This is a genomic window from Actinomadura rubrobrunea NBRC 15275 (assembly GCF_001552235.1).
GTDB classification, from domain to species: Bacteria; Actinomycetota; Actinomycetes; order Streptosporangiales; family Streptosporangiaceae; genus Spirillospora; species Spirillospora viridilutea.
Genome location: NZ_BCQU01000043.1, coordinates 25544 through 46455 on the forward strand (window position 1 = coordinate 25544; position 20912 = coordinate 46455).

Consider the following 20912-nt stretch of genomic DNA (forward strand, 5'->3'; position numbering starts at 1 on the left):
GCGGGTCCGCTGCGGAGCCCCCGGTCAGATCATTGGTCACGGTCGGTTATGCCCCTCTCGTCCATGACGTCAGCCGACGACACTAGCGAGGGGTCACACCAGTCACAACCGATTCGTTACTATTGCGCGTCTTGTTTCACCTGTCCGCGCACAGATGATCACCAGACGCACCGGGCCCGGCCCGCGCCCGCGGGGTCACGAGCGGCCGAGGCGGCGCAGCAGGAGGGTGGAGGGGGCGGGACGGGCGCCGATGCGGCGGGCGGCGTCGGCCACCTCGCGGTCGGACGACACCACGACGACCGCCCGGCCCGACGGCTCGGCGCGCACCAGCTCGCCGATCAGCTCGTCGGCGGTCTGCCCGGGGCGGCTGAACAGCACCCGCACCCCGCGCGGCGCGGTGACCGCCACGGGGGCGTCCAGGTCGGCGCCGTCGAACACGCAGGTGACCTCGGCGCGGGTCTGCGCGGCCAGGCCGCCCAGGCCCGACAGCAGCCGGGTGCGCTGGTCGGCCAGCGGCAGCTCCCCGTACCCGGTCTTGGTGACGTTGTAGCCGTCCACGATCAGGTGCACCTGCGGCAGCGTCAGCAGCCGGTCGAGCAGCTGGGGGTCGTCGTCCGACAGCGACCGGCCGGGCAGCGCGCGCAACGCCTGCTGGTCCGGCGTCACCGCGCCGACCGCGTCGGCCGGGCGGCCGATCGTGGACGGCAGCGCCAGCTCCCGCCGCACCCCCTGGGCGGCGTCCACGAGCGCGTCCAGCAGCATGCGCAGCCGCACGTCGTCGATGTTGCGGCCCTCCCGCGCCGCGCGACGGGCCGCCTCGGCGTTGGCCTCGGCCTGCCCCAGCCGGGCGCGCAGCCGCCGCAGCTCCTTGGAGTCGGCCGCCGCCGCCTCCATCGCCTCCGCCAGCCGCCGCTCGGCCGCGGCCGCCGCCGCGTCGGCCTGCTCGCGCGCCGCCCGGGCCTTCGCGCGCGCCTCGTGCAGCTTGCGGCGCAGGTCGGCGATCTCGGCCTTGGCCTCGCGCAGCTCGGCGCGCAGCCTGTCCGCCTCGGCCGCCCGCGCGGCCCGCAGGGCCGCCAGCTCCTCGCGCAGCTCGGCGATGCGGCGCTCGGCCGCGGCCTCCTCGTGGGCGTGCGCCGACCGTTCCAGCTCGGCGCACGCCGCCTCCACCTGCCGGGTCCAGCCCCGCGGGCGCAGCAGGTACGCCAGCGCCGCCACCCGGGCGGGGTCGGCGGCGGGCGGCACCTGCCCCGCCTCGAGCGCGTCGGCCAGCTCCGCCTGCCCGGCCCGCAACGGCTCGGCCACCCGGCGGCGGAACGCGTCGTCCTTCTCCAGCAGCGCCGCGATGTGCTGCGCGGCGAACTTGGCGCGCTTGCGCCGCTCGAAACGGGCGAACGGACGCAGCGGGGCGGGCACCTCGTCGGGCGGGAGGGCACCGATCAGTTCCGCGGCGGCCTCGACCACGTGCTGCCGGACCGCCCCGGGGAGGGGACGGGCGAGCCGTTCGTCCGGATCCGGGCCGCTGTCGATGGTCCTGCTCCTCCCAGGCCGAAATGACCCCCGGTGCGCTGTCTGTTCCCGGGCGTGTCGCGCCCTAACCAGCGCGAACGCGCGATCCCCCGACCCCCTTGCATTCCGGTGAGCCAGGGGGACGTCCATCACCGGGCAAGGGGCGCCGGATCCCGCGCCCGCCCCCCGAGGGCCGACGGCCGCACATGGCACGGTCCGGCACAGTCCACACTAGCGGGACCCGCACTGTCGGTGGCGTCCTCTACGGTCGCCCACATGACTGCAGTGCCCTCCGCTTCCCGCGGCGGAACCGTCCCGTCCCACGGCGTCCAGGGCACCCTCGACGACCTCGGCACGCCCCTCTCCGAGGTCACCTTCGTCGTGGTCGACCTGGAGACCACCGGGGGCTCGCCCGCCGACTCGGCCATCACCGAGATCGGCGCGGTGAAGGTCCGCGGCGGCGAGCCGCTGGGGGAGTTCGGCACGCTGGTCGACCCGGGCGGCCCGATCCCGCCGTTCATCACCGCGCTCACCGGCATCACCCAGGCCATGGTGACCGCGGCGCCGCGCATCGAGGCGGTGCTCCCGGCCTTCCTGGAGTTCGCCCGGGGCGCCGTGCTGGTCGCGCACAACGCCGGCTTCGACGTCTCCTTCCTCAAGGCCGCCTGCGCCGCCCACGGCTACGCCTGGCCGGGCTTCACCGTCATCGACACCGTGGACCTGGCGCGCCGCGTGCTGACCCGCGACGAGGTCCCCAACTGCAAGCTCGACACCCTCGCGCGGTTCTTCCGCACCGGCTCCGCGCCCCGCCACCGCGCGCTGGCCGACGCCCGCGCCACCGTCGACGTGCTGCACGGCCTCATCGAACGGCTCGGCTCGTTCGGCGTGCACTCGCTCGAGGAGCTGCGCGGCTTCGCCAAGGCCCCCACTCCCGAGCAGCGCCGCAAGCGCCACCTCGCCGACGACGTGCCCAGCGCCCCCGGCGTCTACATGTTCGAGGACGCCCGCGGCGAGGTGCTGTACGTCGGCAAGAGCAGCGACCTGCGCTCGCGCGTGCGCAGCTACTTCACCGGCTCGGAGACCCGGCTGCGGATACGAGAGATGGTGGGACTCGCCGAACGCGTCCGCACGATCGTGTGCGCCACCGCCCTGGAGGCCGAGGTGCGCGAGCTGCGGCTCATCGCCGAGCACAAGCCGCGCTACAACCGCCGCTCCAAGTTCCCCGAACGGTCGCTGTGGCTGAAGCTCACCGTCGAGCCGTTCCCGCGCCTTTCGATCGTGCGCGAGTGCCGCGACGACGGCGCCGCGTACCTGGGGCCCATGGCGTCGCGGCGGCAGGCCGAGGAGGCGCGCGCCGCGCTGCACGAGGCCGTGCCGCTGCGCCAGTGCACCCAGCGGCTGACGCCCCGGCTCATCGCGGCGGGACGGGCCCGCACCTGCGTGCTCGCCGAGATCGGCCGCTGCGGCGCCCCCTGCGCCGGCCGCCAGAGCGCGGACGCCTACGCCGGGCACGCGGCCGCCGTCCGCTCGATCATGGCGGGGGACGTGCGGCCCGTGGTGGCCGCGGCGCAGGCGCGCATCGACCGGCTCGCCGCCGAGCTGCGGTACGAGGAGGCCGCCGCGCAGCGCGACCGGCTGGCGGCGTTCGTGCGCGCCGCGGCGCGCAGCCAGCGCCTCGCCGCGCTGGCCCGCTGCTCCCAGCTGGTGGGCGCGCGCCCCGCGTTCGACGGCGGCTGGGAACTGGCCGTCGTGCGGTACGGCAGGCTGGCCGCGGCCGGGACGGTCCCGCCGAACGCCCATCCCCGCCCCTACCTGGACGCCCTCGTCGCCACCGCCGAGACGGTCCTCCCGGGGCCCGGCCCGGCGGGCGCGGCCGGCGCCGAGGAGATGGAGTGCGTGCTGCGCTGGCTCGACTCGCCCGGCGCCCGCCTGGCCGACGTGCAAGGGGAGTGGAGCTGCCCGGTCCACGGCGCCGAGCGGCTGCGCGGCTGGATCGAGGCCGCCTACGTGACGCCCGACCCCGAAGACCGCGGGGCCGGGCGGCCGCTGCGCTGAGCCCGCCTCGCCCCGCTAGGGTTGCGGGCGACCCCGGCGATCAGAGTCCCCGGAAGGAAGCCCCTCGCGCATGGCCCTGCCGTTGTACGACAGCCAGCCGACCCGGCGGGTGCCGTGGATCACCTACGCGCTGGTGGCGGTCAACGTCGTGGTGTACCTGCTGACCCCCATGGCCAACTTCGCCACCTGGTACGGGGAGGGCCGGGCGCGCGAATGCCGGGCGGCCGAGTTCGTCCTGGAGCACGGCGCCGTCCCCGCGGAGCTGACCACCGGGCGGCGGCAGCCGCCGCCGGAGGACGTCGTCCGCCGCTGCGGACCGGTCGACTACGACAAGACCCCGTGGCTGTCGGCGTTCACCTCGATGTTCCTGCACTCGGGCGCGCTGCACCTGATCGGCAACCTGGTGGCGCTGTTCGTCGTCGGCCAGGGCGTGGAGGACCGCCTGGGCCGCCTGCGCTACCTGCTCGCCTACCTGGCCTTCGGCCTGGTCGCGGTGTACGGGTACGCCTACACCGCCGCCGACGCCGGAACGCCGCTGATCGGCGCGTCCGGGGCGATCGCCGGCGTGCTGGGCGCCTACCTGGTGCTCAACCCGCGCGGCCGCATCGTCAGCCTGCTCATGCCCGTCGTGATCCGCCTGCCGGTGTGGACGGTGCTGGGCTATTGGTTCGTCGTGCAGTGGCTGTCGACGGGCGACGACGACAGCAACGTCGCCTACACCGCCCACATCTACGGATTCGCGGCGGGCATGCTGTTCGCGCTGCTGGCCCGGCGCGCGGGCCCGGCCCGCAAGATCGCCGCGCTGAGCCGCGGGTAGAGTCGTCCGGGTGTGTGAGGCGGCCCCACGGGCGGTCGGGGCGGCCGGCAGTGACGCAGACAGAGGCTGGGGAGGTAGCGGTGGTCACCGCCATCGTGTTCGTCAAGACCGACGTGGCGCGCATCCACGAGGTGGCCGAGGCGGTCGCCGCCCTGGACAACGTCAGCGAGGTCTACTCCGTCACCGGGGAGTACGACCTGGTCGCCATGGTGCGGGTGCGCCGCCACGAGGAACTGAACGACGTCATCCCGGGCCGTCTCAACAAGGTGCCCGGCATCCTCGACACCGAGACCCACATCGCCTTCCGCACCTACTCCCAGCACGACCTGGAGGCCGCCTTCTCCCTCGGCCTCCCGGACGCCGACTGACCGGACAGGACGCGGAAGGCGCCCGCCCCGGGGCGACGCGATCGCACCGGGGCGAAGGGCGTCCCCGGAGGGTCGGAACGTCAGGGCTCAGTTCTTCAGGGACTGCGACAGGGCGACCCAGCGCTCGAGGAGCGAGGCGGCGGCGCCGGAGTCGACCGCCTCGGCGGCGCGCGACTGCGCCTCGCCCAGGGCGGCGGTGAGCCCGTCGGCCGCCGGGACGCCGTCGTACGCCACGATCAGCGCGGCCGCGTTCAGCAGCACCATGTCGCGCACCGGGCCGCGCTCCCCGGCGAACACGGCGCGGGCCACGCCCGCGTTGTAGGCGGCGTCGGCGCCGCGCAGCTCCTCCGGCTTGGCGCGGGGGATGCCCAGGTCGGCCGGGTCGAACGTGGTCTCCGTGGCCGTGCCGTCGCGCACCACCCAGACGGTGGAGGTGCCCGTGGTGGTCAGCTCGTCCAGCCCGTCGTCCCCGCGGAACACCAGCGACGAGCAGCCGCGCTCGGCGAACACCCCGGCCATCACCCCCGCCATGCGCGGGTGGAAGACGCCCACCGCCTGGCAGGTGGGACGGGCCGGATTGGTCAGCGGCCCCAGGAAGTTGAACACCGTCGGCGTGCCCAGCTCGCGGCGGGGCTTGGCGGTGTACTTGAACGCCGGGTGGTACAGCGGCGCGAAGCAGAACGCGATGCCCAGCTCCTCGGCGACGCGCACGGTCCGCTCCGGCGGCAGGTCGATGGCGACGCCGAGCGCCTCCAGCAGGTCGGCCGCGCCGCACGACGACGAGGCCGCGCGGTTGCCGTGCTTGACCACCCGCACGCCCGCCGCGGCCGCCACCACCGCCGCCATCGTGGAGATGTTCACGGTGTGCGCGCGGTCGCCCCCGGTGCCGACCAGGTCGGCGATCCGCCCGGGGACCTCGATCGGGGTGGCGTTGTCGAGCATGCCCCGGGCCAGGCCCGCGACCTCCGCGACCGTCTCGCCCTTGGCGCGCATGGCCACGGCGAACCCGGCGATCTGCGCCTCGGTCGCCTCCCCGGCCATGATCTGCCGCATGGCCCAGGCGGCCTCCTCGCTGGACAGCGACTCGCCGTCGAGCAGGGCGCCCAGCAGCGCCGACCAGGTCCTGCGCGCATCCATGGTGTTCCCCCGGACAGGGTCGATCGGACAAGGGCACCCCGGCCGCGGGGCGGCCGGGCACGGTGCGCCCGCGGCGGCTAGACGGCCGGGAGGCGGTCGCCGACGCGCCGGCGCATCAGGTCGGCCACGGCGCGCGCCACCGCCATCGGGTCCAGCGGCAGGCTGACCACGGCGTCGGCCCGCGACCAGGTCGCCAGCCAGCCGTCGTCGCGCCGGGCGATGATCGCGAGCACCGGCGGGCAGTCGTAGACCTCGTCCTTGGCCTGCCGGCAGACCCCGAGGCCCCCGGCGGGCTGCGCCTCGGCGTCGACCACCATGACGTCGATGTCGCCGCGGTCCAACCGCTCCACCACCGCGGGCTGGGTGGCGATCTCGACGAACTCCACCTTCGGCAGGTCGGCGGCGGGACGGCGGCCGATCGCCATCTTGATCTGGGCCCGGGTGTCGGCGTCGTCGCTGTAGACGAGAACCTTCATCGGGCGCTCCGGCGCGGTGCTCATGGGAGAGAAGGCTACCCGTTCCGCGCGCCGGGGAGCGAGGCAGCGCCCGCACGCGCGCGCGGCGGCCCAGATCCGACGGCCGCGAAGGGCCGCGAACGCCCCCGCGCACAGGCGTTCCGGACGTTGTGCTCACCTGCGCACGGCGGCGCTGTCGAGCCGCCGTGTGAACACCTTCATGAGCCGCAGATGGGGGGTCATGCACGGGTCGGGGGAGGGGTGACGTAATAATGTCGCCCGTGGCAACAGCAACCGCGATAGATACAACACCTCACGCTCGGGCGAACCGTCCCAACCTTGTCAGCGTGGGGACGATCGTCTGGCTGTCGTCCGAGCTGATGTTCTTCGCGGCTCTGTTCGCGATGTTCTTCACGATCCGCTCCGTGACGATCGGCCAGGAGGGGCACGACGCGTGGCCGGGCGCCGAGCTCGACCTGCCGCTGTCGGCGGTGAACACCACGATCCTGGTGCTCTCGTCCGTGACCTGCCAGATGGGCGTGTTCAAGGCCGAGGCCGGCAAGGTGGGCCGCTCCGGCGGCCTGCTCAACGTGCGCGGCTGGGGCCTGCGCGAGTGGTACGTCCTGTCGTTCCTGATGGGCGCGTACTTCGTGGCCGGCCAGTGCTACGAGTACTACCAGCTGGTCACCAAGGACGGCCTGACCCTGTCCTCCTCGGCGTACGGGTCGGTCTTCTACATGACCACCGGCTTCCACGGCCTGCACGTGACGGGCGGGCTGATCGCGTTCCTCTTCGTGCTGGGCCGCACCTACGCTGCGAAGCGCTGGACCCACGAGCAGGCGACGAGCGCGATCGTGGTCTCGTACTACTGGCACTTCGTCGACGTGGTGTGGATCGGCCTGTTCGGCGCGATCTACCTGCTCGACATCTGACGATCTGACCCTCGTACCGACGACCATGACCCGAACGGGGATTTCCGTGAAAAGGTTCACCGCATGGCGACGGCGCCCATGGGCGGGTTACGCCGTCGTCCTGGCGGCCCTGGCGGCGATCGGCGCCATCTATGCCGGCTTCACGCCGCAGAACGGCCGCGCCGAGGCGGCCGGCATCGCCCAGGCACAAGAGGATCTCGAGAACGGCCGGCAGCTGTACAACAAGAACTGCGCCAGCTGCCACGGCCAGAACGCCGAGGGCACCAAGGACGCCAACGGAAAGCCGCTCGCGCCGAGCCTGCTGGGGGTCGGTGCGGCCTCGGTCGACTTCCAGGTCAGCACGGGCCGCATGCCGGCGATGAACCCGGGCGCGCAGATGCCGCGCAAACGGCCGATCCCCGAGTTCGACGTCAACATCAAGACCGACTACCACGACCCGGAGCAGCGCGAGGCGGCCGAGAAGAAGAAGGCCCAGGCCGAGAAGAACCTGGCCGACCTGCGCGCCTACATCGCCTCGCTGGGCGGCGGCCCCGCCGTGCCGACCGCCGACCAGGTGGACCCGGACAAGGGCGACGCGGCGGTCGGCGGCAAGCTGTTCCGGACCAACTGCGCCCAGTGCCACAACTTCGTGGGCTCGGGCGGTGCGCTGACCGGCGGCAAGTACGCCCCGCCGCTGGACAGCGACGATGTGACGCCGACCCAGATCTACGAGGCCATGCTGACCGGCCCGCAGGCGATGCCGGTGTTCAACGACACCACCCTGACGCCCGAGAACAAGCGGGACATCATCGCCTACCTGGTGAAGACCCGCGAGGAGCCCAACCCCGGCGGTAACGGCCTGGGCCGCATCGGCCCGGTCTCCGAGGGCCTGGCGGGCTGGCTGATCGGCCTCGGCCTGCTCGTCCTGGCGGCGATGTGGATCACCGCGAAGAAGCCGAAGAAGCTGAAGAAGTCATGAGCGACAACAAGGACCACAGCACCGGCGGCGAGCAGCAGCCGCGGGAGGAGGGCGGCGCGCCCGGACGGGTGGTCGGCACGCCGTCCCCCGCCGCCGAGCGGCGCCTGCTGCCGGAGGGCGACACCGCCGCCCCCGAGGGCGCCGGCGAGGAGCTCGACGAGCAGGCGGCCAAGCGCGCCGAGCGCGTGGTGGCCTCGCTCTTCGTGCTCGCCTTCGCCGCCAGCGTGGCGTTCATCGCCTACTACATCGGGTGGAGCGGCCGCGACGGCGGCATGCACGGCATCGAGCGGGCCCGCGAGTCCAACCTGTGGCTCGGCGGCACGATGACGCTGGCGTTCCTGGCCATGGCCGTCGGCATCACCATCTGGGTGCGCCGGCTGATGACCAGCCAGCCGGTCGTGCAGGAGCGGCACGAGCTGCGCGCCGACGACGCCACCCGCGAGTCGTTCGCCAAGACGTTCCTCGAGGGCGCCCAGGAGAGCGGCATCACCAAGCGGCCGCTGCTGCGGCGCACGCTCCTGCTGGCCGCCGCCCCGCTGGGCCTTGCGCCGCTGGTGCTGCTGCGCGACCTCGGTCCGCTGCCGGAGAAGCGGCTGCGGCACACCTACTGGGGCGAGGCCGTCCGCAGGGCCAAGGCGCAGGGCAAGAAGGGCGTGCGCCTGGTGGTGGACGGCACCAACAAGCCGCTGAAGGTCAGCGACTTCGCCACCCCCGGAGGCATGATCACCGTGGTTCCGGAGGGGATCGAGGAGCACTCCGAGCACCCGCTCAACGAGATCGCCAAGGCGGTCACGATCCTGATCAACGTCCCGCCGGACAAGATGTCGCCGCGCATGCGGGCCCGCGGGTGGGACGTCAACGGGATCGTGGCGTACTCGAAGATCTGCACGCACGTGGGCTGCCCGGCGGCGCTGTACGAGCAGACCACCCACCACATCCTGTGCCCGTGCCACCAGTCCACCTTCGACGCCACCGACGCGGCGAAGGTCGTCTTCGGCCCGGCGGCGCGGCCGCTGCCGCAGCTGCCGCTGGCCGAGGAGGACGGCTACCTGGTGGCCACCGGCGACTTCCCCGAGCCGATCGGGCCGAGCTTCTGGGAGCGCGGATGAGCCAGACCGCACCGGCCGCGCCGAAGGCGGTCGAGGGATCGCTGAACTTCCTCGACGACCGTCTGGGGTCCACCAACTTCTTCAAGCGCAACGCGCGCAAGGCGTTCCCCGACCACTGGTCGTTCATGCTGGGCGAGATCGCCCTGTACTCGTTCGTCATCCTCCTGCTGACCGGCACGTTCCTCACGCTGTGGTTCAAGCCGAGCATGCATGAGGTGATCTACGAGGGGTCGTACACCAAGCTCAACGGCGTGAAGATGTCCGAGGCGTACGCCTCGGCGCTGCACATCAGCTTCGACGTGCGCGGCGGTCTGCTCATGCGGCAGATCCACCACTGGGCCGCCGTCCTGTTCATGGCGGCGATCATGGCGCACATGCTGCGGGTGTTCTTCACCGGCGCCTACCGCAAGCCGCGCGAGCTGAACTGGCTGATCGGCATCGTCCTGTTCACGCTGGGCATGGTGGAGGGCCTGTTCGGCTACTCGCTGCCCGACGACCTGCTGTCGGGCACCGGTCTGCGGATCACGCAGGGCGTGCTGGAGGCGGTCCCGCTCGTCGGGACCTACGGGTACATGTTCCTGTTCGGCGGCGAGTTCCCCGAGGGCAACCACGGGGACCTCATCCCGCGCCTGTTCACCCTGCACGTGCTGCTGATCCCGGGGGTCATCCTGGCGCTGGTCACCGCGCACATGATGATCATGTGGCATCAGAAGCACACCGCGATGCCGAGCCGCAACCAGTCCGAGAAGCAGGTCTACGGCTACCCCTTCTACCCGGTGTTCATGGCCAAGACGGGCGCCTTCTTCATGTTCACCTTCGGGGTGACGGCGCTGCTGTCCACGGTCACCCAGATCAACCCGATCTGGCTGTACGGGCCGTACGACCCGGGCGCCATCTCGGCGGGTTCGCAGCCCGACTTCTACATGGGCGTGCTCGAGGGCGCGCTGCGCATCATGCCCAACTGGGAGATCACCGCCTGGGGGCACACGCTCAGCCTGAACGTGCTGATCCCCGCGACGCTGCCGCTGGGCATCGTCTTCGGCGGCGCGGCGGCCTGGCCGTTCCTCGAGCGGTGGGTGACGGGCGACAACCGCAGCCACCACGTCGTGGAGCGTCCGCGCAACGCCCCGGTCCGCACCGGCGTGGGCGTGGCGGCCGTCACCTTCTACGGGCTGCTGTGGCTGGCGGGCGCCAACGACGTGCTCGCCGACAAGTTCCACGTCGAGCTGTTCAAGACCACGTGGTTCTTCCGGGTCGCGATCTTCGCCGGGCCGATCCTGGCGTACATCGTCACCAAGCGGATCTGCCTGGGCCTGCAGCGCCGGGACGCGGCGGTGATCGACCACGGCGTGGAGAGCGGCATCATCGTCATGTCGCCCGAGGGCAAGTTCAGCGAGCGGCACGTGCCGGTCCGCGAGGAGGAGAAGGCGGTCATCCTGAGCAAGGAGAACGCCAAGCCCGAGGCGCCCGCGGTGGACGGCAGCGGCATCCCGGCGCCGGGCACCAAGGGCCCGATGGGCTTCCTGCGCTCGCGCCTCAACCGTGGCTGGACCCTCGACGACATCCCCGTCGAGGACCGGGGCCACCACGGCGAGCACCACGAGGTCGAGGAAGGGGAGCGCGCCGGCGCCGAGCAGAAGGAGCTCAGCCGCTAGCATTCCCCGCATCGTCTGAGACGAGGGCCCGTCACCGCGCACACGGTGGCGGGCCCTCGTGCGACTTCGCCTCTTGCCGCCAGACTTCGCCTCCTGCCACCAGACCGACGGACAGGCCGATGGATTCCACGCGCACCCTCGTCGTCACCAACGACTTCCCGCCGCGACCGGGCGGCATCCAGGCGTTCGTGCACAACCTGGCGTTGCGGCGCCCGGCCGGTTCGGTCGTGGTGTACGCCCCCGCCTGGAAGGGGGCGGCGGCCTTCGACGCGGCTCAGCCGTTCCCGGTGGTGCGGCATCCCACGTCGCTGATGCTGCCGGAGCCGAGCGTGCTGCGCCGTGCGGGGGAGCTCGTCCGGTCCGAGGGGTGCGATTCGGTGCTGTTCGGGGCTGCGGCGCCCCTGGGGTTGCTCGCCTCGCCGTTGCGCCGATACGGGGCGGAGCGCTTCGTCGGCATCACCCATGGGCACGAGGCCGGATGGGCGGCGCTGCCCGTGGCGCGGCGGGTGTTGCGCCGTATCGGCGACACCGTCGACGTGTTGACGTATCTGGGGGAGTACACGCGCTCGCGTATGGCCAAGGCGCTGTCCCCTGCCGCCGCCGCCCGCATGGCGCGTCTCGCACCAGGGGTGGACGAGAAGGTCTTCTTCCCTGGGGCGGGGGGTGAGGAGATCCGGAAGCGGTACGGCCTGACGGGACGGCCCGTCGTGGTGTGCGTGTCGCGGCTGGTGCCGCGCAAGGGGCAGGACGCGCTCATCCATGCCTGGCCCCGGGTGATGCGCGCCGTTCCGGACGCGGCGCTGCTGCTCGTCGGTGGGGGGCCGTACCGTGCGCGCCTTGAGCGCATGGCCGATTCTCTCGGCGTGGCCGGCGCGGTGGTGTTCACCGGCAGCGTGCCGTGGGAGGAGCTGCCCGCCCACTACGACGCGGGCGACGTGTTCGCCATGCCGTGCCGTACGCGCCGCCGGGGACTGGACGTCGAGGGCCTCGGGATCGTCTACCTGGAGGCGTCCGCCACCGGATTGCCCGTCGTCGCGGGGGATTCCGGTGGAGCGCCCGACGCCGTTCTGGACGGCGAGACGGGCGTGGTGGTGCCGGGGCGTTCGGTGGCGGCCGTGGCCGCCGCCCTGGTGGACCTGCTCCGCGACCCCGGGAAGGCACGGGAGATGGGGCAGCGGGGACGCCACTGGGTGGAGACCGAGTGGCGGTGGGAGGTCCAGGCGGCGCGTCTCGACGCGTTGCTCAGGCCGTAGTCACCGTCGCACGCCGAACGTGGACGCCGAAATGGACCTGGTCGCGCGGGGCCGCCCGTAGCGCGCCGACGGACGGCCCCGCGGGCTCATCGTCCGGCGGCCGACGCGTGCCGGCGCCGTCCGGTGGACGACAGGGTCCCGGTGGACGACAGGGTCGCCGTGCCCCCGAGCGCGAGGTCCGCGGCGCCCGCCATGCCGACGGCGCCGACGGCGGTCGCGTCGCCCGGAGGCGGAGAGGAGGGGCCGGTTCCGCGGCGGTTCCCCGCCGCCGCGCCGTCTGCGGGGCGTCCGCCGCGGAACCGGTCGGCCGGACGAGCGCAGCGGGCCGTCGGCGGAGCGGAGATCCGCCGCGCGGCCGCCGCGGGGGCGCGGGGGCCGTCCCCCGCGCGAAGGGAGGCGACAGGGTGGGGACGCCCCGGCTCCCGTCGACCAGGTGCACGCGGCCCGTGTCGAGGAGGACGGGTGATCCCCGCGATGCCGGCCTCGGCGCCCTGAGTGGGGGAGGTGCTGGAGGCGGGCGCCCGGCGGAAACGGGCCGGGTCGGGGGGATCGGCGGTGCGCGGACGGGAGTCCGGGGCGAGACCCCGGCATTCGGCCGCGACGGTGCGGGAGAAGGGGTGGGCCTCCCCGCTGCGGTGATCGTTCATCGGGGCACCTCCTCCGGTCGTGTCGGCGGCCGATGACGGCGTCGACGCTAGGCCGGCCGGACGACGCCGCGAAGTCTGTTATGGGCCACTTAAGGGATAAATCAGACGGTGCTAAGCCCCGATGCGACCGGCCGCGACCGGCGGATCGCCGACCTGCCTGGGGCGACGTCGCCTTCGGGGCGGTCCTGGGAGCGCGCGGCCCGCCGCCCGCGCGGGGCGGCCCGAACGTGATCCTCGTCTCATTCGCGCGGCTCGCCGAACCGTCCGGCGGTCGCGCGGCGGGCCGGACGTGGCCGCCGACATGCCCGAACCGCTCGCCGGACTCGTGCGTATGGCATCGGCGGAGATGGAAATTTTGTCGTCGATGCGCATCCAAGTGGCTCATGGGGCGTATGCTCCGTGGGTGCGGGCCCGCCCCGAGGAGGGGAGGCCCCCGGACGCCACCGGAGCAGAGCGGGCTCCCACGGTGGCGGCCGCACTGTCTCAGGGAACCAGCGCCGGGTATGAGCGGGCCCGGTGCGGTGCGGACCTGTGCCCTCGTTCGCCGAGCGCTCCGCCTCCCTTCCACAGGAGAGGGGCATGGCGCAACGCGACGGCAGGCATGCGTCTCAAGGCTTCACCCATGCGTCGCCGCAGGCGACTCGCGTGTCTCCGCAGGAGACCTCTGCGACCTCGCAGGACGCGTACGCGCGCTTCTGGGAGGACCGGCCGGGCGGAGGCCGGCGCTCCCGGAGCCGGCGGCCGCAGCAGCGGCAGCGGGCGCGGTCGCAGCGTTCCGGGTCGGACGGCGTGGCCGAGGAATGGCTGTTCGGCAAGCGTTCATCGGAAGAGACGCTCCTCGACGAAGCGAGTCCTCGTGGGCCGTCCGCACCGTCCCTCGGCGCACCGCTGAAGCGGCCCGCGACCGAACCGCCCCGGCGCGAGCGGCGCGCACCCATGCGCCCCCTCAGCGAGCGGCGCTCGCCCGCAGAGCACCCCAGCTCCCGCTTCCCGGCCGGCGGGCGATTCGACAGCGACCTCGACACCACCGAGGACCTCACCGCCCGAGGACTGCGGCCGCGGGCGTTCGCCTCGGAACCGGGCGGCCTCGCCTCCGGCGCGGTCGGCGCGGCGGCCGGCCCTGCGGGCCCGGCGTCCGGCCCGCGCGTCATGCCGCTTCGCCGCGACCTCGGGGCGCGGCCGCGTGCGTTCGATGACCGTTCCTTCAATGACCGTGCCTTCAATGACCGTGCGTTCGATGACCGTGCGTTCGATGACAGCGCCCCGGCGCGCGCGACGCGCGAGGAGAGGGTGTTCTCGCCCGGGCCGCGCGGCAAGAGCGAGCGCCGCGCCTGGAGAGGCGGGCGTCCGTCGGACCGGGCACGGCGCCGGGACGACGCCCGGCCCGCCGCACCGCGCCCGCGGATCAAGCTCGGGCAGACCGACCGGCTGAGCGCGGGCGCGCTCACCCTGTCCGTCGTCGTCGGCCTCTCCCTGCTGGCTGTCGTGGAGCGCGCCGTCATCGAAGGCGGCCCCATCGGCACGCCGCAGCAGGCCGGGTCGGCGGGCGCGCTGCCCGACGAGCGCGACAAGACGACCCGACCGCAGCGCGAGCAGCCCTCGCAGCGCCCCGCGCAGACCCCCGGCGCGTCCGCGCCGGCCGCGCCCGACGTGGAGACGCTGACCGCGCAGATCCGCCGCGTCACCCTGCAGGAGCGCGGCCCGGCCGCCCGGCTGGCCTACGGGGCCGAGGTGACCGGGCAGCCCATCGTCGCCACCATCCGCATGAGCCCCGACCGGACATGGGCGTTCGGCACCACCGTGATCCCGGTGCCGCAGAACCGCTCGACGATGCCCGAGGTGGCGTTCTTCGTGGCGCGCTGGTCGCTGGGACGCTGGCAGACCGCGCTGTCGGGCTCCAGCGCGTTCGCCGCCCAGCTCGGCCGCATGCCCGCCTCCGTGATGCCGCCCGAGGAGGCGCGGGCGCTGGCGCGCTTCAGCGGCATCACCGCCCAGCAGGCCGCCGCCGCGACCAACGGGTCCCGCGTCGGCGACCGGCTCATGCTGCCCTGGAAGATCGGCGACATCTGGACGATGGGCACCGCCGCCGACGGCGGCGCGCAGCCGGGGCGGCCGCTGGGCACGCTCGCCTTCTCCGGAGGCGACGGGCGCGTGCTGGCCGCCGGCGACGGCCGGGTCTACCGCTTCTGCCGCGACAACGCGGGCAACGCGCTGGTCATGGTGGTGCACGACAGCGGTCTGGCCAGCGCGTACTACCGGGTGACCGCGGTCACCCCCCAGCGGGACGGCAGCCTGGTGCGGCGCGGCGCCCCGCTGGGACGCACCGGGACCGCGCGGCCCTGCGGCGGCGCGCCCTCCCCGCGCGCCGAGGTGCAGTTCGGGTTGCGCCGCGGCGAGGAGGCGGTGCCGCTGGAGGGGGCGCGGATCGGCGGCTGGACGTTCCGCGAGCAGGCCGATCCGCTGCTGGGGTTCGCCCAGCGCGGGCTGATGCAGGTGCTCCCCGGCGGCCTGCTGGCCAATCTCGGCCCGGTGCCGCCCGAGGACGAGGAGATCCCGCCGGGCCAGGACGAGGGCGGCGAGTCCGGCAAGGGCGGCAACGGCAAGGGCGGCGGCAAGAAGTCCGAGACCGACCAGGAGAATCCCGCGCCTTCCGCAACACCGAAGAGGAGTTCGACCAGTGAAGATCCGCAGTAGCGACGAGCCCGTCCTGCCGTCTTGGGCGCTGTGGGCCATCGCGCTCGCCTCGGTGCTGGTACTGGTGGGGGCGGCGACCCCTCCGGGAGCCGCCGCGGCCGGTCGGGTGCAGGCGTTCCTGAACTACTACGTGGGCGTGTTCACGCTGCTGACGCTGACCGCGGCGGTGGTCACCGGCCTGCTGGCCACCGACCGGTTCATCCTGCACATCCGGCACCGCGTGCTGATCCAGGGCGTGCACCGGGCGGCCTCACTGCTGTCGGTGACGTGCGTGATCGCGCACTTCACCGTGAAGGTGCTGGGCGGGCTGGCCTCCCCGGCGCAGATCGTCATCCCCAGCTTCGGGCCGATCGGCCTCGGCACCCTCGCCATGGAGATGATGATCTTCCTCGGGGTGACCGGCGTGCTGCGGGTGCGGTTCGCCTTCCGCGGCGGCGCGCCGTGGCTGTGGCGCTCCATGCACGCCGTCGCCTACGTCGCCTGGCCGCTGGCCCTGATCCACGGTCTCACCGCCGGGCGCGCGGCGGCCAACTGGGTGAACCTCAGCTACATCCTGTGCGCCGGCGCCGTCTTCCTGGGCCTGGTCACCCGGCTGTTCGCGGCGGGCAAGCCGCGCGAGATCCGCTACGTCGGCCAGGACCTGACCGACCCGTCCACCGTCGCGCAGCGCACCATGGCGCAGGCGCCCGGCGTCGCCGACCCGATGTCCGTGCCTCAGGCGGGTGCACGGGGTGGTGAAACGGTGCGATGACGTCCACCTCCGCGATCACCGTCGGCAACATCGGCGGCCCACGGCTGACGCTCGGCTTCGACCGGTTCGATCGCCTGGACCTCAGCCGGCACCTGGCCGTGCACGGCAAGCTGCACACGCCGGTGCTGGAGGACCTGGTGAAGATGTGCGAACAGGTCGACCTGCGGGGCCGCGGCGGCGCGGGCTTCCCGTTCGCCCGCAAGCTCATGGCCGTCGCGTCGCGCATCCGGTACCCGTCCGCCGACCCGGCCAACCTGCTGCCCGGCGAGGAGCAGGACGGCCGCCGGGACAGCGAGGACGCGGTCGTGGTGGTCAACGGGGCGGAGGGCGAGCCCGCCAGCTACAAGGACAAGGTGCTGCTCACCCGGGCCCCGCACCTGGTGCTGGACGGCGCCGAGATCGCCGCCACCGCGCTGGGCACCCGCCGCATCGTGGTGGCGGTGGAGAGCGAGGAGGCCGCCCGCTCGGTGCGGGCCGCCATCACCGAACGGCGCATGCCGGCCCGGGTGGTGCTGCTGACCGAGCGGTTCATCTCCGGGCAGGCCGGCGCCGTCATCAACGCCATCAACGGCGAGCGGCCGGTGCCGCCGACCCGCAAGGTCCGCGCGGCCGAGCGCGGCGTGGACGGCTGCCCGACCCTGCTGTCCAACACCGAGACGTTCGCGCAGCTCGCGGTGCTGACCTCGCTCGGACCCGACCTGTACGCGTCGGCGGGCACCGAGGACGAGCCCGGCACGACGCTGCTGACCATCGGCGGCACCAAGGTGGTGGAGGCGCCGCTGGGCACGCCGCTGCAGACCGTCCTGGACTACTGCGACGTCCCGCCCTACCAGGCCGTGCTCGTGGGCGGCTACCACGGCATCTGGCTGGACCTGCAGAAGGTGGGCATGGCCGTCCTGTCCCGCAAGGGGATGCGGAAGGTGGGCGGAACGGTCGGCGCGGGCATCATCGTGCCGCTCGCCGAGGGCACCTGCCCGCTGGGCGAGGTCACCCGCATCGCGTCGTACCTGGCGCGCGACTCGGCGGGGCAGTGCGGCCCGTGCCGCCTCGGCCTGCCGGAGATCGTGCGCGCGCTGAACGCGCTGATGGGCGGGGCGGCGATCCCGGACGACGTGCGGCGCGCCGCCGGGATCGGACGGGGCCGGGGCGCCTGCTCGCACCCCGACGGCACCGCCAAGTTCGTGCTGTCGGCGATGGACACCTTCGTCGACGACATCCGGATGCACATGCGCGGCGGCGACTGCGGCCTGAAGACCTTCGGGGTGCTGCCGCTGCCCGTCCCGAAGGGCACCGAGGGCAAGGTGTCCATCGACTGGGGGCGCTGCGACGGCCACGGCCTGTGCGCGTACCTGCTCCCGGAGCTGATCCAGCTGGACCGCTACGGCTTCCCTCAGGTGCTGGGCAACGAGATCCCGACCTGGATGGAGCGGGACGTGCAGCGCGCCATCGCGATGTGCCCGGCCCTCGCCCTGCGGGTGACGCCGGCATGACCCGCGGGCGGCGCGGCGGCGCGACCGGCGCCCGTCGACCGCGCCGCCCGCCCGCCATCGGGCCGTGCCGCCTCGATGACACCGCATCTCGACCGCACGCGCGGCGCTCGCGCGTGCGTTCACGCTGCCCGGAAAAGCCGCAACGGTTGACGCAGAAAAAAGCTGATTCGGATGAACCGGAGAACCGAGCGGGCGCGTATCGATCGATGACCCCCGTCGGGTCGACCGACGCGATCTTGGAAAAGGAAAGGACATCGCGTGGGAAAGTCATACGGAGCGGCGGAGCTTCGGGTGCTGCGGCGTTTCGGCCGCAGCCAGGTGCTCCTGGTCGCGGTGGCGGTCGTCGCGGTGGGGGCCGCGCTGTTCGTGGTGCTGCGGCCGCCGGGTGAGCCGGGCGTGTCCGGGAAGCTCACCGGCGCCACGACCGAGACCCGGTGGGGGCCGCTGAGCCCGCTCGACCGCGACCTGCTGGTCAAGGTGCGCCTGGCCGGCCTGTGGGAGGGCCCCGCGGGCCAGATGGCCCAGCAGCGGGCGGGCAGCGCCAAGGTCAAGGAGGTCGGCCAGATGATCGCCGAGCAGCACGCGCAGCTGGACGCCGACACCCGCACCACGGCCCAGCGGCTGGGCGTGCTGCTGCCCAGCCAGCCCAACCGCGACCAGCAGGGCTGGCTGCGGGAGATGTCGCAGGCGACCGGGGCCGATTTCGACAAGGTCTTCGTGCTGCGGCTGCGCACCGCGCACGGAAAGGTCTTCCCGACCATCGCCCGGGTGCGCTCCGAGACGAAGAACACCGAAATGCGCGCTTTCGCCGAGCGTGCGCTGCGCTACGTCAACACCCATTTGACATTGCTGGAGAGCACGGGTCTGGCCACCGAGGAGTCCCTCGTCTCCAAATAGGTCCCCGACCCCGCTTTCAAGGGAGATCTCAATGCACAAGAAGAAAGCCATCGCCGTGGCCGTTCCGGCAGCGCTGCTGGTGGCGGCCTCGGTTTCCCAGCCAGTGGCCTGGGCGGCGCCCGGGGAGCGGTCCGCCGCCGCGATGCCCGGCGACCCGCGCGGCGGGCAGCGCGGCGGAAACGACCCCGGCGGGCAGATGCCCGGTGACCAGGCGCCTGGCGACCAGGCTCCCGGTGACCAGGCGCCCGGCGGGCAGGCTCCCGGCGGGCAGGCACCGGGCGACCAGGCGCCTGGCGACCAGGCTCCCGGCGGGCAGGCACCGGGCACCGGAGCCCCCGGGGACGGCCAGAACCAAGGCGGCCAGGACCAAGGGCAAGGCGGTCAGGACCAGGGCCAGGGCGGCCAGGGAGGCCAGGGCCAAGGCGGCCAGGATCAAGGGCAGGGCCAGGGGGTCGTCCCCGGTCCCAACCGCGGCGACTTCGCCCCGATCGCGCAGGCCCCGCGGCGCAACCAGCCGCGCGTCGGCCGCAACGGCTCGCGCGGCACGTTCGTGTCGCGCTGCGGAACCAACCAGAACCGGCACCACAACCCCGACAACTTCATCACGGCGCCCGGAGTCCGGAACGGCGCCCACCACACCCACGACTACGTCGGCAATCTGTCGACCGACGGGCAGTCCACCGACGAGAGCCTGGCGGCGGCGGGCACCACGTGCGCCCGAGGCGACAAGTCCGCCTACTTCTGGCCCGTGATGCGCAACCGCACCCAGCGGGACGACTCCCCGACGGCGGCGGAGAGCGCGGCCGACGGGAACATCGGCCGGATCGTGCTGCCAGTGGAGGCGCGGATGGAATTCCGCGGCAACCCCCGCAGCAAGGTCGTCGCGATGCCGAGGTTCATGCGCGTCATCACCGGTGACGCCAAGGCGGGTACGAACGGCACCGCCAACGCGCGTGCGCTGTGGACCTGCTCCGGCCAGGAGAACCGAGGGTTCACCGACAAGTACCCGCTGTGCCCCCGCGGCAGCCGGCTGACCCGCATTCTGGAGTTCCCCAGCTGCTGGGACGGCCAGAACACCGACAGCGCCAACCACCGCTCGCACGTGGTGTTCCCCGACCAGTCCGGCGCCTGCCCGGCCGGCACCCGGGCGATCCCGCAGCTGCGCATGACGCTGCGCTACAACCTGCCGAACCGGCCGCTCGCGTTCGCCCTGGACTCCTTCCCCGAGCAGGCGCACAAGCCGGTGACCGACCACGGCGACTTCGTCAACGTCATGCCCGACAGCCTGATGCGGACCGTCGTCAACTGCATCAACAGCGGCCGCCGCTGCAGCTAGCCGCCGTCGGCCCTCGGACGCACGGCCGGTGAGGACGCTCTTGCGGGGCGTCCCCACCGGCCGTCCGCGTCGTACGGCCGTCGCACCGCGCGGGCGCGCCGCTCCGCACGGCGCGCGGGAGGACGTGCGCTGTGCGCCGCGCCAGGGGCGTCCGCCTAGGATCGGCCGCATGGACGTTGTGATCGCCGGAGGCCACGGGAAGATCGCGCTGCGGCTGGCCAGGCTGCTGACCGCCCGGGGCGACCGGGTGCGCTCCCTGTTCCGCAACCCCGCGCACGCCGACGACGTGCGGGCCGCGGGCGCCGAGCCCGTCGTGTGCGATCTGGAGCGCGTCGGCGTGGCCGAGGTCGCGCGGCACGTCGACGGCGCCGACGCGGTCGTGTTCGCCGCCGGGGCCGGGCCGGGCAGCGGCGCCGCCCGCAAGGACACCGTGGACCGCGCCGCCTCGGTCCTCATGGCCGACGCCGCCGAGCGCACGGGCGTCCGGCGGTTCGTCCAGATCTCCTCCATGGGCGCCGGGCAGCCGCCCCGGCCGGGCGCCGACGAGGTCTGGGCCGCCTACGTCAAGGCCAAGGGCGAGGCCGAGGACGACCTGCGCGCCCGCGACCTGGACTGGGTGATCCTCCGCCCCGGCCGGCTCACCGACGACCCGGGCACCGGCCGCGTCACGTTGGCCGAGCCCCCGGTCGGCCGCGCCGAGGTCGCCCGCGACGACGTCGCCGCGGTGATCGCGGCCCTGCTGGACGCCCCGTCGGTGAACCGGCGCACCCTGGAACTCGTGGGCGGCGACACCCCCGTCGCCGAGGCCGTCGCCGCCCTGTCGTCGCCCCTCTAACCGGCTCTGGGGCCGGC

Annotated in this window: 18 protein-coding genes; 14 read left to right on the forward strand and 4 right to left on the reverse strand. The window is 73.6% G+C overall.

Annotation, left to right across the window (positions count from 1 at the left end; all coding sequences use genetic code 11):
* Window positions 1-195: 195 nt before the first annotated feature.
* Window positions 196-1461, reverse strand: coding sequence for an NYN domain-containing protein (locus AR3_RS15210; protein ID WP_227023015.1), 1266 nt, complete (start codon window positions 1459-1461; stop codon window positions 196-198).
* Between the two features lie 321 nt (window positions 1462-1782).
* Between AR3_RS15210 and AR3_RS15215 the strand changes: the two genes are divergently transcribed.
* From AR3_RS15215 to AR3_RS15225, 3 genes are all read left to right on the forward strand, one after another.
* Window positions 1783-3561, forward strand: coding sequence for a DEDD exonuclease domain-containing protein (locus AR3_RS15215; protein WP_067914725.1), 1779 nt, complete (start codon window positions 1783-1785; stop codon window positions 3559-3561).
* 70 nt (window positions 3562-3631) lie between these two features.
* A complete protein-coding gene (locus tag AR3_RS15220; protein ID WP_067914727.1) occupies window positions 3632-4378 on the forward strand; it encodes a rhomboid family intramembrane serine protease in 747 nt (248 codons plus the stop codon).
* 80 nt (window positions 4379-4458) lie between these two features.
* The gene (locus AR3_RS15225) at window positions 4459-4746 is read left to right on the forward strand and encodes an Lrp/AsnC family transcriptional regulator (protein ID WP_067914729.1); all 288 of its coding nucleotides are present in this window, start codon (window positions 4459-4461) and stop codon (window positions 4744-4746) included.
* 87 nt (window positions 4747-4833) lie between these two features.
* On the opposite strand, the gene trpD is transcribed toward AR3_RS15225, so the two are convergent.
* Together trpD and AR3_RS15235 are read right to left on the reverse strand one after the other, a co-directional pair.
* Window positions 4834-5883 carry an anthranilate phosphoribosyltransferase gene (gene trpD / locus AR3_RS15230; protein WP_067914732.1) on the reverse strand — a complete coding sequence of 350 codons (1050 nt, stop codon included), beginning with the start codon at window positions 5881-5883 and terminating at the stop codon, window positions 4834-4836.
* A 77-nt stretch (window positions 5884-5960) separates the two neighbouring features.
* Window positions 5961-6383, reverse strand: coding sequence for a type 2 periplasmic-binding domain-containing protein (locus AR3_RS15235; protein ID WP_067914733.1), 423 nt, complete (start codon window positions 6381-6383; stop codon window positions 5961-5963).
* A gap of 227 nt (window positions 6384-6610) precedes the next feature.
* Between AR3_RS15235 and ctaE the strand changes: the two genes are divergently transcribed.
* The 5 genes from ctaE to AR3_RS15260 all read left to right on the forward strand — a co-directional run bounded on the left by ctaE (window position 6611) and on the right by AR3_RS15260 (window position 12245).
* Window positions 6611-7270, forward strand: coding sequence for an aa3-type cytochrome oxidase subunit III (gene ctaE, locus AR3_RS15240; RefSeq protein WP_067914735.1), 660 nt, complete (start codon window positions 6611-6613; stop codon window positions 7268-7270).
* A gap of 46 nt (window positions 7271-7316) precedes the next feature.
* Window positions 7317-8228 carry a cytochrome bc1 complex diheme cytochrome c subunit gene (gene qcrC / locus AR3_RS15245; RefSeq protein ID WP_067914738.1) on the forward strand — a complete coding sequence of 304 codons (912 nt, stop codon included), beginning with the start codon at window positions 7317-7319 and terminating at the stop codon, window positions 8226-8228.
* The gene (qcrA, locus tag AR3_RS15250; protein WP_067914740.1) at window positions 8225-9337 is read left to right on the forward strand and encodes a cytochrome bc1 complex Rieske iron-sulfur subunit; all 1113 of its coding nucleotides are present in this window, start codon (window positions 8225-8227) and stop codon (window positions 9335-9337) included. Before qcrC ends, qcrA begins: the two co-directional genes overlap by 4 nt.
* On the forward strand, window positions 9334-10992 hold the full coding sequence (gene qcrB / locus AR3_RS15255; RefSeq protein WP_067914741.1) for a cytochrome bc1 complex cytochrome b subunit: 1659 nt from the start codon (window positions 9334-9336) through the stop codon (window positions 10990-10992). Before qcrA ends, qcrB begins: the two co-directional genes overlap by 4 nt.
* A gap of 119 nt (window positions 10993-11111) precedes the next feature.
* Window positions 11112-12245 (forward strand): glycosyltransferase family 4 protein, encoded by a 1134-nt coding sequence (locus AR3_RS15260; RefSeq protein ID WP_067914743.1) that lies wholly within the window; start codon window positions 11112-11114, stop codon window positions 12243-12245.
* Between the two features lie 86 nt (window positions 12246-12331).
* Here the strand turns inward: AR3_RS15260 and AR3_RS30610 are convergent, their stop codons facing one another.
* A complete protein-coding gene (locus AR3_RS30610) occupies window positions 12332-12892 on the reverse strand; it encodes a hypothetical protein (protein WP_146150197.1) in 561 nt (186 codons plus the stop codon).
* A 1290-nt stretch (window positions 12893-14182) separates the two neighbouring features.
* Between AR3_RS30610 and AR3_RS15265 the strand changes: the two genes are divergently transcribed.
* From AR3_RS15265 to AR3_RS15290, 6 genes are all read left to right on the forward strand, one after another.
* The gene (locus AR3_RS15265; protein WP_169803842.1) at window positions 14183-15586 is read left to right on the forward strand and encodes a M23 family metallopeptidase; all 1404 of its coding nucleotides are present in this window, start codon (window positions 14183-14185) and stop codon (window positions 15584-15586) included.
* Window positions 15570-16337: a ferric reductase-like transmembrane domain-containing protein gene (locus tag AR3_RS15270; protein WP_067914747.1), complete on the forward strand. Its 768-nt coding sequence runs from the start codon at window positions 15570-15572 to the stop codon at window positions 16335-16337. Before AR3_RS15265 ends, AR3_RS15270 begins: the two co-directional genes overlap by 17 nt.
* The gene (locus AR3_RS15275; RefSeq protein ID WP_067914749.1) at window positions 16334-17827 is read left to right on the forward strand and encodes an NADH-quinone oxidoreductase subunit NuoF family protein; all 1494 of its coding nucleotides are present in this window, start codon (window positions 16334-16336) and stop codon (window positions 17825-17827) included. The genes AR3_RS15270 and AR3_RS15275 overlap by 4 nt, the downstream gene beginning before the upstream one ends.
* A 258-nt stretch (window positions 17828-18085) precedes the next feature.
* Window positions 18086-18724, forward strand: coding sequence for a DUF4142 domain-containing protein (locus AR3_RS15280; protein ID WP_227023014.1), 639 nt, complete (start codon window positions 18086-18088; stop codon window positions 18722-18724).
* Between the two features lie 31 nt (window positions 18725-18755).
* On the forward strand, window positions 18756-20060 hold the full coding sequence (locus AR3_RS15285; protein ID WP_067914753.1) for a DUF1996 domain-containing protein: 1305 nt from the start codon (window positions 18756-18758) through the stop codon (window positions 20058-20060).
* A 169-nt stretch (window positions 20061-20229) separates the two neighbouring features.
* The gene (locus AR3_RS15290; protein ID WP_067914755.1) at window positions 20230-20895 is read left to right on the forward strand and encodes an SDR family oxidoreductase; all 666 of its coding nucleotides are present in this window, start codon (window positions 20230-20232) and stop codon (window positions 20893-20895) included.
* Window positions 20896-20912 lie beyond the last annotated feature (17 nt).

Excerpts from the sequence above, each read along its gene's own strand:
- AR3_RS15285 (WP_067914753.1), top strand. The coding sequence starts at position 18,756 with ATGCACAAGAAGAAAGCCATCGCCGTGGCCGTTCCGGCAGCGCTGCTG.
- AR3_RS15220 (WP_067914727.1), top strand. The coding sequence starts at position 3,632 with ATGGCCCTGCCGTTGTACGACAGCCAGCCGACCCGGCGGGTGCCGTGG.
- qcrA (WP_067914740.1), top strand. The coding sequence starts at position 8,225 with ATGAGCGACAACAAGGACCACAGCACCGGCGGCGAGCAGCAGCCGCGG.
- AR3_RS15290 (WP_067914755.1), top strand. The coding sequence starts at position 20,230 with ATGGACGTTGTGATCGCCGGAGGCCACGGGAAGATCGCGCTGCGGCTG.
- trpD (WP_067914732.1), bottom strand. The coding sequence starts at position 5,883 with ATGGATGCGCGCAGGACCTGGTCGGCGCTGCTGGGCGCCCTGCTCGAC.
- AR3_RS15235 (WP_067914733.1), bottom strand. The coding sequence starts at position 6,383 with ATGAGCACCGCGCCGGAGCGCCCGATGAAGGTTCTCGTCTACAGCGAC.
- qcrB (WP_067914741.1), top strand. The coding sequence starts at position 9,334 with ATGAGCCAGACCGCACCGGCCGCGCCGAAGGCGGTCGAGGGATCGCTG.
- AR3_RS15260 (WP_067914743.1), top strand. The coding sequence starts at position 11,112 with ATGGATTCCACGCGCACCCTCGTCGTCACCAACGACTTCCCGCCGCGA.
- AR3_RS15275 (WP_067914749.1), top strand. The coding sequence starts at position 16,334 with ATGACGTCCACCTCCGCGATCACCGTCGGCAACATCGGCGGCCCACGG.
- AR3_RS15215 (WP_067914725.1), top strand. The coding sequence starts at position 1,783 with ATGACTGCAGTGCCCTCCGCTTCCCGCGGCGGAACCGTCCCGTCCCAC.
- AR3_RS30610 (WP_146150197.1), bottom strand. The coding sequence starts at position 12,892 with ATGAACGATCACCGCAGCGGGGAGGCCCACCCCTTCTCCCGCACCGTC.
- ctaE (WP_067914735.1), top strand. The coding sequence starts at position 6,611 with ATGTCGCCCGTGGCAACAGCAACCGCGATAGATACAACACCTCACGCT.